The 12,558-nt window shown below is 42.0% G+C and carries 21 protein-coding genes; 12 read left to right on the top strand and 9 right to left on the bottom strand.

Annotated elements, in window-relative coordinates:
- Positions 1-192 precede the first annotated feature (192 nt).
- Entirely contained in the window at positions 193-744 is a 552-nt protein-coding gene (locus DXA57_RS11355; RefSeq protein ID WP_147345687.1) for a metallophosphoesterase, read from the top strand.
- Between the two features lie 119 nt (positions 745-863).
- Here DXA57_RS11355 and DXA57_RS11350 read toward each other — a convergent pair whose 3' ends face one another.
- The 7 genes from DXA57_RS11350 to DXA57_RS11320 form a co-directional block, all read right to left on the bottom strand.
- Entirely contained in the window at positions 864-1,463 is a 600-nt protein-coding gene (locus DXA57_RS11350) for a manganese catalase family protein (protein WP_117767492.1), read from the bottom strand.
- The gene (locus DXA57_RS11345; RefSeq protein ID WP_117767491.1) at positions 1,450-2,889 is read right to left on the bottom strand and encodes a recombinase family protein; all 1,440 of its coding nucleotides are present in this window, start codon (positions 2,887-2,889) and stop codon (positions 1,450-1,452) included. Before DXA57_RS11345 ends, DXA57_RS11350 begins: the two co-directional genes overlap by 14 nt.
- Positions 2,890-3,134: 245 nt before the next feature.
- On the bottom strand, positions 3,135-3,680 hold the full coding sequence (locus tag DXA57_RS11340) for a Uma2 family endonuclease (RefSeq protein WP_117767490.1): 546 nt from the start codon (positions 3,678-3,680) through the stop codon (positions 3,135-3,137).
- Positions 3,681-3,866: 186 nt separating this feature from the next.
- Positions 3,867-4,430 (bottom strand): hypothetical protein, encoded by a 564-nt coding sequence (locus DXA57_RS11335; RefSeq protein ID WP_117767489.1) that lies wholly within the window; start codon positions 4,428-4,430, stop codon positions 3,867-3,869.
- A 62-nt stretch (positions 4,431-4,492) separates the two neighbouring features.
- The gene (locus tag DXA57_RS11330; RefSeq protein ID WP_117767488.1) at positions 4,493-5,548 is read right to left on the bottom strand and encodes a hypothetical protein; all 1,056 of its coding nucleotides are present in this window, start codon (positions 5,546-5,548) and stop codon (positions 4,493-4,495) included.
- 117 nt (positions 5,549-5,665) lie between these two features.
- On the bottom strand, positions 5,666-6,097 hold the full coding sequence (locus tag DXA57_RS11325; protein ID WP_117767572.1) for an ImmA/IrrE family metallo-endopeptidase: 432 nt from the start codon (positions 6,095-6,097) through the stop codon (positions 5,666-5,668).
- A 5-nt stretch (positions 6,098-6,102) separates the two neighbouring features.
- Positions 6,103-6,540 (bottom strand): helix-turn-helix domain-containing protein, encoded by a 438-nt coding sequence (locus tag DXA57_RS11320; RefSeq protein ID WP_117767487.1) that lies wholly within the window; start codon positions 6,538-6,540, stop codon positions 6,103-6,105.
- 140 nt (positions 6,541-6,680) lie between these two features.
- On the opposite strand from DXA57_RS11320, the gene DXA57_RS11315 reads away from it, so the two are divergent.
- Positions 6,681-6,917, top strand: coding sequence for a helix-turn-helix domain-containing protein (locus tag DXA57_RS11315; RefSeq protein ID WP_243005778.1), 237 nt, complete (start codon positions 6,681-6,683; stop codon positions 6,915-6,917).
- Between the two features lie 76 nt (positions 6,918-6,993).
- The gene (locus tag DXA57_RS11310; protein WP_117767486.1) at positions 6,994-7,179 is read left to right on the top strand and encodes a hypothetical protein; all 186 of its coding nucleotides are present in this window, start codon (positions 6,994-6,996) and stop codon (positions 7,177-7,179) included.
- 20 nt (positions 7,180-7,199) lie between these two features.
- Here DXA57_RS11310 and DXA57_RS11305 read toward each other — a convergent pair whose 3' ends face one another.
- Positions 7,200-7,478, bottom strand: a complete 279-nt coding sequence (locus DXA57_RS11305; protein ID WP_117767485.1) for a hypothetical protein — start codon at positions 7,476-7,478, stop codon at positions 7,200-7,202.
- A gap of 116 nt (positions 7,479-7,594) precedes the next feature.
- Here DXA57_RS11305 and DXA57_RS11300 point away from each other — a divergent pair, with 116 nt between their 5' ends.
- The gene (locus tag DXA57_RS11300; protein ID WP_117767484.1) at positions 7,595-7,864 is read left to right on the top strand and encodes a hypothetical protein; all 270 of its coding nucleotides are present in this window, start codon (positions 7,595-7,597) and stop codon (positions 7,862-7,864) included.
- A 15-nt stretch (positions 7,865-7,879) separates the two neighbouring features.
- On the opposite strand, the gene DXA57_RS11295 is transcribed toward DXA57_RS11300, so the two are convergent.
- Positions 7,880-8,284 (bottom strand): DUF2513 domain-containing protein, encoded by a 405-nt coding sequence (locus tag DXA57_RS11295; protein WP_117767483.1) that lies wholly within the window; start codon positions 8,282-8,284, stop codon positions 7,880-7,882.
- A 102-nt stretch (positions 8,285-8,386) separates the two neighbouring features.
- Between DXA57_RS11295 and DXA57_RS17225 the strand changes: the two genes are divergently transcribed.
- The 8 genes from DXA57_RS17225 to tnpA all read left to right on the top strand — a co-directional run.
- Entirely contained in the window at positions 8,387-8,560 is a 174-nt protein-coding gene (locus tag DXA57_RS17225; protein WP_158571307.1) for a hypothetical protein, read from the top strand.
- A gap of 31 nt (positions 8,561-8,591) precedes the next feature.
- A complete protein-coding gene (locus DXA57_RS11285) occupies positions 8,592-9,287 on the top strand; it encodes a BRO family protein (protein ID WP_117767481.1) in 696 nt (231 codons plus the stop codon).
- A 390-nt stretch (positions 9,288-9,677) separates the two neighbouring features.
- The gene (locus DXA57_RS11280) at positions 9,678-9,896 is read left to right on the top strand and encodes a hypothetical protein (protein ID WP_117767480.1); all 219 of its coding nucleotides are present in this window, start codon (positions 9,678-9,680) and stop codon (positions 9,894-9,896) included.
- The gene (locus tag DXA57_RS11275) at positions 9,871-10,179 is read left to right on the top strand and encodes a hypothetical protein (RefSeq protein ID WP_117767479.1); all 309 of its coding nucleotides are present in this window, start codon (positions 9,871-9,873) and stop codon (positions 10,177-10,179) included. The genes DXA57_RS11280 and DXA57_RS11275 overlap by 26 nt, the downstream gene beginning before the upstream one ends.
- A gap of 161 nt (positions 10,180-10,340) precedes the next feature.
- On the top strand, positions 10,341-11,111 hold the full coding sequence (locus DXA57_RS11270) for a rolling circle replication-associated protein (protein WP_117767478.1): 771 nt from the start codon (positions 10,341-10,343) through the stop codon (positions 11,109-11,111).
- Positions 11,092-11,544 carry an RNase H family protein gene (locus DXA57_RS11265; protein ID WP_117767477.1) on the top strand — a complete coding sequence of 151 codons (453 nt, stop codon included), beginning with the start codon at positions 11,092-11,094 and terminating at the stop codon, positions 11,542-11,544. The genes DXA57_RS11270 and DXA57_RS11265 overlap by 20 nt, the downstream gene beginning before the upstream one ends.
- Positions 11,532-11,900, top strand: coding sequence for a hypothetical protein (locus tag DXA57_RS11260; RefSeq protein WP_243005777.1), 369 nt, complete (start codon positions 11,532-11,534; stop codon positions 11,898-11,900). The genes DXA57_RS11265 and DXA57_RS11260 overlap by 13 nt, the downstream gene beginning before the upstream one ends.
- 326 nt (positions 11,901-12,226) lie before the next feature.
- Positions 12,227-12,558: IS200/IS605 family transposase (tnpA, locus tag DXA57_RS11255; RefSeq protein ID WP_117767475.1), on the top strand; the 332-nt coding region annotated here is incomplete at its 3' end.

Below are 12,558 nucleotides of genomic sequence, written 5' to 3'. Positions count from 1 at the left end.
CAGATCATCCATGGAAAAAATGTCCATTGGTATTTATAGCAATTCTGCAAAATACAGCATCCCATCTGATTCATCAGAGCGTAAAATACAGCGTCGGTATTGGAAATGTATTGATATGGAAATGAAGTTGTATTAAAATAAAACGATAAAGCAAATCGTAAGAGATATTTTCTTTTTTAAGGAGATGATCAGGTGATTTTGACATTGTATGAACCCTTTCGGCATTGGTCGGAAACAGGTTCGGTATATCTTTTATCAGATCCTCATTTTGGAGATACGGATTGTAAATTAATGGATCCCGGATGGATCGAGCCTGAAGAACAGGTAAACAGGATCAATGCTTTGGCTATGCGAAATGATGCATTTGTTTGTCTTGGTGATGTCGGTGATGCGGCTTATGTGGAACAGATAAAAGCAGGGAAGAAGGTTCTGCTTCTCGGAAATCATGATAAAAAGAAAGCTTATAAAGGATTATTTGATGAAATTTATGATGGGCCATTGTTTATTGCAGAAAAGCTTCTTCTCTCTCATGAACCAGTGTATGGATTATCCTGGTGCTTGAATATTCATGGACATGACCACAGTAATAGAGAGGCATATAAAGAAGGATGCAAACATTTGAACCTGGCTGCAAATGTCTGTGACTACACTCCGGTAAGCCTGGGAAGACTGATCAAGGATGGAATACTGTCAGATATCAGAAGTATCCATCGTATGACGATTGACAGAGCAATTATAAAATAGGATCGATCAGCACGCAGAAACTGATCGATCCTATTCTTTCATTCTATATGGGCGCTTTTTACAAAAACTGAAGAAAATTTCAATATATCAGTTAATAGCCATGGAAGCAACAGATGCTGTTATTTTTTTGTACAGGAGGGACAGGAGCAGCTTACAGGTGCATCGAAACTTGGATTGAAGGCATAAAAATTTTTAGAATCAAGCTGATCCTGGACGGTCCGGAGTGCTTCGCCGAAGCGTTGAAAATGAACAATCTCTCTTGCACGGAGGAAGCGGATGGGCTCGACAACATCAGGCTCCTTGACAAGCCGGAGAATGTTGTCATAAGTGCTGCGGGCTTTCTGCTCTGCTGCAAGGTCTTCATGAAGATCTGTGATAGGGTCTCCCTTAGATTGAAATTCACAGGCGTTAAACGGAATACCGCCGGCTGCTTGTGGCCAGATTCCGATTGTGTGATCCACATAATAAGGAGCAAAACCGGCTTTCTGGATTTCTTCCGGAGAGAGTCCCCGTGTCAGCTGATGAATAATGGTAGCCACCATTTCCAAATGAGCCAGCTCCTCGGTGCCGATATCATTTAAGATTCCCATAGCTTTTCGGTTCGGCATGGTAAAACGCTGGGAAAGGTAACGCATGGAAGCACCCATTTCTCCATCCGGTCCACCGGAGTGCAGTAACCTATGAAAGCCGGAAACCCCAGTAAAATCAAGGGTTTCCAGGCATGTAGAGGTGAAAGGACAGCGTGTTTTCGGCTCGGTTCCATACGATTTCTTCCACGACGGAGCGGATGAAGGTTCCTTTCACTTTGTAATCAATATCAGGACTTTTTATCACATCATATACGGTCTGGATCTTTTTCATCAGTTCCAGCCGGTCTTTTGTCTCATCATTTTTCGGTGCTTTTTTTACCGAAAGGATAAGATCGTTCAGTCGTTCTCTTTCTGCTTGGAGCTGTTGCTTCCGGGCTTTGTATTCTTCCAGTGTATCAATTTCATTTTCATAGGCCTCACGGATCCGGATTTCACGGCTGTTCAGCTTCTCCAGCTCTTTTTTATAGATAAGTGTCGGATCTTCCTCAACCGCAGTGGTGGAAGAGTGGTATGTAAATGAAAATTCCTGTCCGGCCAGGAGCTGCTCAAAATATTCCAGGACGGCATTTTCCAGAGCCCTTTGGGTGATCCAGGAACTTCCCGGATGCATGCCCTTGGCATACTTCCAACATTGGAAAAAAGGATCCTTGGCATTGTTGAATCCCAGGGAAGCCCCACAGGTGGAGCATTTCACCAGTCCGGAGAGCCAGTGGGCACAGGTAGAAACATTCCGGCGCTTTTTTGGCTGATAGGCAGCCTGAAGCCGAATGCTGGCTTCCTGGAAGAGCTCGTGGGAAATGAAGGTCTCATGGATCCCATCCCGCTCAATATCGTTCCAGATGATCTTTCCTGCGTAGAAGGGATTCTGAAGGATGTAGGTGATATTCCTTTTCTCAAAAACATTTCCTCTTTTGGTGTGCAGCTTCCGCCGGTTCAGACTCCGGGCAATGGCCGTGACATCCCGGTGGCAGCGAACATACTGGTCGAAAATATATTTGACGATCTCCGCTTCCTCCGGAACTACGGTAAAAGCTTCCCCGGGACGGGAAGACTCATATCCCAGCGGCGGCGTACACTGATAGCCGCCACGCATGGCTTTTTCTGTCATACCGCGGATCACTTCCGTGGAAAGATTGATGGAGTAATACTCATCCATCCACTCAATGATACGCTCGATCAAGGTTCCAAATGGTCCATCGATCAGTGGCTCCGTGATGCTGACCACATCAACGCCGTGCTGTTTTTTCAGCATGGATTTGTACACGATGGATTCTTCCTGATTTCTGGCAAAACGGCTGAACTTCCAGACCAGGATCACAGAGAAAGGTGGCTCATCCGTTTTGGCCATGCCGATCATCCGTTGAAACTCCGGACGCTTATCTGCCTTCCGGCCGGAAATACCGTTCTCCGTGAAGATCAGATCTGGCGAAATGAAAATATTGTGGGAGTTGGCATAGTCCAGCAGGAGACGCTTCTGAGCATCGGGAGAGAGCTCTTCCTGTTTGTCAGTGCTCACACGGATGTAAAGTGCACCGTAACGCATTTTCTCATCCATACAGCACACCCCTTTCATAAGCCGGGATCTGTTCCAGAGTATGAAAGGGGAGATTGATTTTATGCTTTATAAGTGGTTTCATACAATCCTCCTTTGAAAAATGGGTACAAAAATAACGTCTGTACAAAATTCAAAGGATTGTGGTATAATCTTCTTGCTGAGGGAAAATTATGCAATCCTCTGGATTTGTATAGTTTTTCGTGGAAACCGTTCTGGTGCTGGTAACACCGGGGCGGTTTTTTCTTTTATTTCAGCAGCTCTGCAATATTGATGCTAAAGCCGGGATAAATTCCAACAGGAATGTCATCCGTGAAGGAATACAGATTGGAGTTTTCTTCGTTCTCAAAACAGTATGCATTCACAATTTCTTTCGCTGGGTTGACAATCCAATATTCCCGGACACCGGCAGTACGGTATTTAAAAAGCTTGATGCCATAATCTCTTCTTTGGGTTCCGGGAGATACGATCTCAATAATGAAGTCTGGAGCCCCGTCTACTCCCTTTTCAGTGATCTTGTTCGGGTCGCAGATGACAGAGATATCCGGTTCCACATAAGTTTTATCGTCGGCATTTAAACGAACGGCCAGCGGGGCCGGAAGCACCTCACATGGGCCACCATTTGAATCAATATAGTTCCCGATAATCCGGGTAAATTTGGATACCAGTTTCTGATGCTTATAATTTGGCGGTGACATCATGTAAAGCTGGCCATCGATCAGCTCCGCACGTTCTCCTTCAGGAAGAGCGTAGATATCTTCGATGGTGTAGGTACGTTCGTTGGGTAGTGGCATAAGATCAGCTCCTTTCATAAATAGTTTCATATCCCCAGACTGCATCATTGAAAATTATATGAAATAATGTTATTATAAGCATAGCTTATAATACAGGAGGAACTATGAAAAAAACATCATATAAACAGTCCAAAACCTTTTTGGGTGACGGGAAAATTTCTTATGGAACAATTTCAGCCAGCAAAGTTAGTATTTTTGCAGAGAAATCTTTTGAAAAAAGCAATTCGTATTCACAGAAGAATCAAGTTTTGCAACCTCGAAAATAGAAGATGTAAAAGGTTCTTCTATTGATTCCCAAGATTTTGAAGTGAAATTCTTTACAAAAATTTGGTCTCCATTGATGTTGTCTGGTGATAAAGTGGCATAGACAAAATCTTGAGCCGTGGGTTTTTGCTTGGTAATTTGCAGACCACTTGAAATTCCTGTGGCATCTAATTCGATTTCTCCATTGGAATTTATTCCGGCAATTATAAAAGAACATTTCCTTGGAGCTTGCAAATTGAGTAAATTAAGTCGCTGTTTTACTTGAGAAGATGCTGTCTCTACCGTCCAAAGAAATGATTCTTCAAAAGAAGAAAGTACGCTTTCACACAAAGCTGTTTCTCCAGCGAATCCAACAATCACATTCTTATTTATTTGTTTTGTTTTATTGTAGTATTCAGTCATAACACTACCGTCTTGATAAGTACAGCGCCCATCACTGGCAATAATAGCAAAATCAGGTGTGGCAAATCCAATAACAAAACTCATATAACTCTCCTTTGTTTCTGAAAGGTCTCTGTTTGCGGCAGGGGCCTTTTTGTTATTTTTGATCAATTAACGGCTTTTTTATAATTTCCCTGAAGAACGTTATCTAATGACGCTGTATATTTGCTTATCTTCCAGGTATTTCCTTTTTTGATCATATTTAATGATATTGTTGTTGTTTTGATTTCTCTCTTTTTCAAATATTTTCTGATGTATGAGCAAAAAATATTTTTCATTTTTTCATTGCTCGTTTCTGGGTGGTAGTAATAATATGCGTTCGCTTCCGACAGCGCCGTTTGAAATGCATCTGTTCCGTCCGGATACTGGCAGTATAGCTTCACTGTTGCCTTTTTGCCTTTTACTGATACGGATCTGATTTTAAAGCGTAGATACGCTTTCGTATATTTTCTCCAGGACGCTTGCAAACTTTTATTGGAAAAAGGTCTGATTTTTCCATCGGAAAAGCATTTTTTCATTTTCGATATATCATAATTTTTTGCGGCCGTGAAAAATGTCTTTAAGCTTTTTGATATTTGCTTTTCACTTGCCGTTTTTATTTTTGCTTCCGGCAGGAGAGGAAGGTTCTTTTTCTGTTCGTGCATGCATGTGTAGCACGTCCGCATTGAATACCCCTTTTTGAACGCTGTAGACTTTCTGACCGTGTGCCATTTCCCATAATTATGATAATTTTTATTTGCAGGAATTTTTTTGGTTTCTTCCTTTTCACAGACTGTACATATGCGATATTTTTCTCCATCGTTCAAGCAATCAGCCTTTTCTAATATTTGCCATTTGCCCCAAGTGTGATACCCTAGAGCCGGAATGCTTTCTTCTTCTTCTTTGTTACAGTATTCGCAATATCTAGTTTTTGAGCCTGGACTGAAGCAACTGGGCTCTTCGATATACCATTTGCTCCAGTCATGTTTTCCTGTAGCAGGAATATCTTCTGTATCTTCTTCGTAACATTCAGTACAATATCTTACTTTGACACCTTCGTAATTGCATGTGGCGGGACAAGTTACTTCCCAATCACTCCAGGTGTGCGTGTGTTCTGCTTTTACATGTAACGAAAAAGGTAATAGTGCAACCAAACAAAGTAATAACTTTCTACTTTTTTTCATACTTTCCCTCTTTTCTCTTCCTTTATGAAACACAAATGTATAATAGCTTTCCACATTCAGGGAATTTGATTAAAGCCATTTCTGTTCCCTTCTTTTTTAAACGTAAAATCATAACGATCATACTTTCAATCGTAGTTCAATCAGTTTCTTGTAATACCCCGTGATTCTCGCCACCTGCTCGATGGTATATCCGGATTCAATATAGTCATTCAGAATTTCATCCGGCAGTAGCAGTTCCATAGCAAATTTGTTTGCTTCGGATTCATACCCCGCGGTGTTGAATTGGGTTCTTGTGTCCATAAAAATAGCATTGGCATTTTTATGTAGAAACATATGCCCCAGCTCGTGAGCAAGCACAAAACGGCGTTCATTTTCAGAGAGCCTATCATCTAAATAAATTAGGTTGTTCCTCTGGAAATACTGGTAAAAGCCACGAACACCTTCCAACGGGTAATTGACAAGAATAACGTTCATTCCTTTTATCATTTCAAATGGATCTCTGGTCTTATAAAAACGCACCAGCTTATTTACTTTCGCCTTGATATTCATAGGCATCAGTCCTTTTTATACTTCTTGGGAGTGTATTTCTCCTTATTCTTTTTCTTGGCCAGTTCCATACCGATCTGCATGGCAGATAGTATAGATTCGATTGCTTCTGGGCTGGCGGGATCTCCATCAAACATCAGACCTTCCTGGGAGAGAAGCTGCTGTTTGGTCTGATCGAGGATTTTTTCAATATCCTTCTCGTCACGAGCAGTGAGAGAGGAATCATCATTTCTATCTTCAACCAGATCGGCTTTTGAAATGCCGAAGTAATTTGCCATCAGTTCGATTTTATCAATGCGAGGATAAGAATTTCCTTTTACCCAATCTGTGAAAGTTGTATATTTAACTCCTAAAGCTTCACACATTTCTTGCCGTGTCTTATTATATTTTTCCATATAATGGCGGATATTTTTAGCCATTATTTCTTTATTTCCAAGGTTTCCCATATTCATGACCTCCTTATGGTTTGATTATATGGTTATTCCGTAAAAAAATCAAGATAAATTTAAAAAATTACGGAAAAACCGTTGACATTACGATTAAACCGTAGTATAGTGAGCGTAGAAAGAGAAAGGAGGAAAGGAAAGTGCAAAAGGTAAAATCCCGTTTCACGTTAAAAACAGCTCGTGAGATGAAGCGTTATACACAGGAAGAAGCGGCAAAACTTATTGGAGTAAGCGTAGATACGCTCGGAAATTATGAGCGTGGCAAAAGTTATCCAGATATTCCAGTATTACGAAAGATTGAAGAGATTTATGGTGTTCCATATGAACAGCTTATTTTTTTACCCTTGGATTACGATAAAACCGTAAATATTATATAAAATCATGAAAAGGAGTGAAGAAGATTGTTACGTTGATGAAAAAATAGTGGAAAGCTGTGTAAAGGAGGCTTGAGAGATGGACAAGATGGTTTCTGAAATTGATAAAGCCATAGAGAGAAAATATCAGGAAATCAAAGAGAGCGGGAGAGTATACCGTGGGATAAACAAATTCTATGAGGATTTATGTTTTGAAAAAACGTATTTAGCAATGTATGTCAGACGAAAGATGATAGAGCTGGCAGAAGAAAAAGGCGATCTGTAATAAAACAGACCGCCGGAAAATTACTTGGATTCAATACGGACAATAGCTTTTGAATTATAAGCGATGTCAATATTCTGATTTAAGTAGAAAAAATCGCAGTTAGCAAAAGCTTTCAAAATGGATGGAATAAGTCCGTTATGAATATGTTCAGTCATTTCAATAGTGGTATTCACACTAGGAAAATTCAGTTCGTCTTTATCATCGGGCAAGGCTGACAAATATGTGATGGGAGTAATTCGATCACCTGCAGAAAGCTCTAGCGTACTATTGTTTGAAAAGTAAATGATGGCTTTACTCATAATATTCTCCTTTCTTTTGAACTCGGGCATGCCAGTGCCCTGTGAGCAAAGTATAGGAGAGATTCAACAGAAAAGCAAGATAAAGTAGAGAAAAAGAGAATTGAGAAGACCTGTATATGTCAGGAACAGCAGAAAGCCGGGTAATAGATCGACTACTTCAACGTGCCGATCGAGTATTTCCTGGAAGAGAAGAGGTGAGAAAAATGAAGAGAGATGAAATGCTCAAGATTGTTTCTGAATTATTAACTGTCCTGTATGGCAAAAATGTAACGCTGATGGAGGCTGAATCAATAGCCTACATGTTCAATGAGCGGGTTAAGAAAGAAATTGCTGCCGAAGGAGAGCATTATAAGAACACGGGAACTTTTAAAAAAGCCCCTCAGTAAGAGGGACTTAAAAAATTAAGAGCGCAATGCAGACTTGAATACATCCGGAAGAATAATGTCAGCAATTTCCATGATGCTTGTAAGGGATTTGTGACCGGTTTTTTCGGCTACAGCATAAATCTTATCCCATGTGTCTTTTGGCCGAATGGTTTCAAGAAATTGGTGACCTTGGTATGTGAGACGAATTACATCCAATTCGGAAATTTCATCACAGCCGTAGTCAATGACAGCTTTGATAAAGCCTGCTTCTTCCAGCATCACAAGCGTATAAGCGACATCTGGTTTGGTGTATTTCTGCATCTCAGCTGATTCCATGATCTCATTTAGGTCAAGAAAAATAAATTCAAGCTGGTCGTTTAATACAAGCCATTTTTCAAGAGTGAGGAGTGAATCTCGAACACAATTTAAATCCAATTTCATAAATAGCGCTTTCCTTTCTTTCGTACTCGGCTCTGGCGGGAGCCTGTAAGGACAGTATAGGAGAAACAAAAGGAGAAATCAAGAACAGGAGGGATGAGGGTAGTGCGAACGATAATCAAACTGGTTTTAGTCTGCGCAGCACTGGTGGTCAATTTGGTACTTTTGGCTTTCGCGATCTGGCAGGTCAAAAAGGAACCAGATGAAGTGGTGTTTTGGCCGATGATCGTATCGTGGATTGTCACGATAGTCAACATCGTAATCCAGATCGTGCTGTAAAAAACAAGATTGGTAGAAAGGAAGTGGTTAGATGAATGAATTACAGATTTTCAATTCAGAAGAGTTCGGAGAAATCCGGACGGTAAATATTAACGGGGAGCCGTGGTTCGTTGGGAAAGATGTGACAATGGCTTTGGGTTATAAAGATACGTCGGATGCTTTAAAAAAGCATGTTGAATTTGATGATAAGCTGACTCGGCGATTTGCCGACTCAGGTCAGAATCGTGAAATGTATATTATCAACGAATCCGGCTTATATGCCCTTATTTTTGGAAGCAAACTTGATTCGGCTAAGAGATTCAAACACTGGGTAACATCAGAGGTCCTTCCGACAATCCGCAAGACTGGTGGTTACCAGAAGCCTCTGACCCAGCAGGAGATGATGAGGATTCAGCTGGGAATGATTGACGATCATGAAAGCCGGATCGAGAATCTGGAAAATAACATGACAATCGACTATGGTCAACAGATAGTCCTTCAGGATGCTGTCAATAAAACCGTGGTTGAGTGCCTTGGTGGAAAAGGTAGCGAGGCATACCGGGAAATCAGTAAAAAGGTATTTGCCGAGTGCAACCGTGATCTGAAACATCGCTTCCAGGTCAATGCCCGGAACAATGTACCGAAGCTGAGATTTGAGGAAGCCGTGGAGTATGCAAAGAACTGGAGGCCCTGTACGAATACGCAGATTATGATTAAGGACTGCAATGCACAGGCGCGGATGCAGTAGAGGGGAAAAGTTAATGCTGTTATTTTCAAATAATGCAAGAAAAATGCATGGTTTACCACTACGCAGAAAAAGCAATAAAAGAAAGAGGTTTTATACAAGATGTGAGGCGTGGGAAGCAATTTGTACGTTTTTGGATTGGTGCGATCAGTAAGTAACCGGTAATCCATAAACCACATACCCTAAATTAGGAGGTGAGAATCACGAAAAAGCCTACGATTATAAGTAACCTAAAAATCAATGGTGAATGGGTCCGGCAGGAGGATGTTCCACCAGAAGTATTACACAGGATGGTAGAAGAGGTTATGATCCGGGCCGGAGGGAACATTGGCTTTGATGTAACGCCAACCACAAAAGTAAAAACCGCCTAAGGGCGGAGAAGGGAGGACAAGCATGGAAAATATGATGAGAAATGCTGTGACAACACTTGTATCGGTCACGGCAGCAGCCTGGGCGTCGACACAGGGAGATGTCAGCACAGGGTACCGGGTAGCCGGGACAGTTGGAATGTTCATTTTCCTCAAATGGCTGATGCTGGATGCTTGGGATGGTATTCGGGAACTGGTGACGGGAAGGAGAAGAGAAAATGAAAGAAGTAACCATGGAATATGAGGTCTCATTATTAAATGCTGGAGATGTGATCCAGGCCCTGCAGAATGGAATGAGCATGGTCTTAAATCATGACAATAAAAACATCCAGCGAATTACGGGATATGTGAAGTGCCTGAGAAATATGGGGCTGCTGAACGAAAAGATTTCATCTGTGGAACCGGATGTGATTCTTGTGGATAAAGATGCCATAATCCGGGCGTTGGTGGAATACATAAAGAATCCGGATGACGAATGGGCGGAGGGATATAAGCTCTGTCTGCACTATTTAGGCATAATCAAATAAAAAAAGAAGCACCAGTAAGGGCTGGTGCTTCAATGTCCGAAGACGAAAAAACATACAAATACATAATACGCCTTCGGACAGAAAAAGTCAAGAAAAATGCGGGGTTTCGCCCCGTTTCAAGCTCGATACAGCGATTAAACTTAGGATCCGGGGGTGAAAAAATGTACATAGAAAAGACAGTGATATGTGGATCTGTGAGGGAGGTCGAAAAATATCATACGAGCCGTTATAACCAGAAGGGAATCCGGCCAAAGAAAAAAGAGAAGCCGACCAGCGAACAGATGCAGAAAGTCAATGAACGAAACGCGATCAAGAGGCTTCGGCGTCTGATGAATACCAATTTCGGGCCAGGTGATTATCATACAGTTTTGACTTACACGAAGGACCAGCGACCGGATCCGGAAGGGGCAAGGAAATACCTGAAAAAGTTCCTGGGAGATCTTCGGAGGGAATACCGGAAGCGGGAACAGGTGTTGAAATACATCATTGTGACGGAATGGAAAGGGAAATCCATTCATCACCATATCTTACTGAACAATATTTCCGGGACGGACAAGCTGATCCAGAAGCACTGGCCCTATGGCAGACCACATAATACCTGTCTGGACGACTCAGGGAACTATGGAGATCTGGCGGCCTATTTTGTGAAAGAGATTCAGAAGTCCTTTCGGGAAGAAGATAATCCGAACCGTTTGCGCTATAGCTGTAGCCGAAACCTCAAAAAGCCTATAGAAAAAGTGAGGATCATCCGGGCAAATACCTGGAGAGAGGACCCGAAGCCGATAAAAGGCTATGAGCTGGTGAAAGACTCCGTGAAGAGCGGCATCAGCGAAGTGACCGGATATGGCTATCAGTATTATATGCTTCTCAGAGTAGATAAAGAGCAGGAACAGAAAGGGAAGAAACAGAAAAATGAAAGATTACAGCCTTGAGGGCTACATAACAACAACGGCCCGGGGACCGGCTCGGCAGACCGCCCAGTATGGCTGGGTTCTGGAATATGTTGACAGCCGGGGGAACCTCCGGACGAAGGAGGGGTTCGGCGAGGCCGAGGGGACGAAAAATGCGATAAACATTAAGGCTCTCGGAGATATGTTGTCACACCTGCGCCGCCCGTGTCGGGTACATATCCATACAGACTGCCGGTATCTGGAATCTGTATTCAAAAATAACTGGCTGCATTCTTGGAAGGAAAATGACTGGAAAAACAGCACAGGACAAGAGGTTAAGAACAAGGATGGCTGGGAAGTCGTCTGGGAGCTGGCAACAGCTCATGAATTGACCACGGCTTATGATCCGGTACATTCTTACCAGGGATGGATTTTGCGAGAAATCGAAGGGAGGGCAAAAACGTGTCAGATCTAATGTTTCCTAAAACTTCCGGGAAAAAGAAGAGGAAAAAGCATACGAAAAGTATTATGCAGCCAGACCGGGATAAGCATTGCTATCTGTGCATGTTACTCCACGATGATTATCACGAAAAAATTGTGGAGGAGCATCATGTAATCCCAGGGACCTGGGGTCGGCAGAAATCAGAAGAACTGGGCCTGAAAGTATATCTGTGCGTGGAACATCACCGCACTGGCCCGGAGGCCGTCCATCGGAATATAGAGATGAGTCGGATATTACAACAAAAAGTCCAACAAACCTATGAACAGACCCATTCACATGCGGAATGGATGCAGGAGATCGAGCGGAATTATGACATAAAAACAATTTAGGCACGTGGGACTGTCCTAGATGTGGGGTATCATACGAAATAGACTATGACCACTATGACTATTGCCCAAACTGCGGTCGGAAAATAGACTGGAGTGACGAAGATGAAAAATAAGGAGAGAGTAAAATGAAACCATTGAAAGAAATTTTAGGAAAATAAGCGGGAATCCTCGGTAATTTAATTGCCGAGATGAAAGCGAATACTGTGCATATCTGCACATGGTAAATAAGAAATATATGTTCTAAAACAGCTGTATCCAACTTTACAAAGAGAAAATATGTTCGATATCCTATTGCAATATTATTCGCGTTATGATATACTATATGTATGAAAGAAAATCTTAAACATTACCGCACTTGTGTGTGCAATATTAATTACCATATGGTATGGTCAGTAAAATACCGGCGGAAGATATTAAATGCAGAGATTGAAGCATATCTTCAGAAACTGGTACAGGAGATTGCGGAGGATAAGGGATTTACCGTTCATCTGTTTGAATGTGGTGAGGGAGATCATGTCCACTGTTTTGTATCAGCCCCTCCGAAATTATCCATAACTGCGATCGTGAAATACCTGAAGGGAATCACCGGCAGGAAGCTGTTCGAACGTTTTCCGGAAATAAGAAACCAGCTGTGGAAAGGAGAGCTGTGGAATCATTC

The sequence above is a fragment of the Blautia sp. OF03-15BH genome, from assembly GCF_003463065.1.
In the GTDB taxonomy this organism is placed as follows: domain Bacteria; phylum Bacillota; class Clostridia; order Lachnospirales; family Lachnospiraceae; genus Limivivens.
Note: the sequence above shows the minus strand (reverse complement) of the source record. Positions and strands in the feature narration are given on the sequence as shown.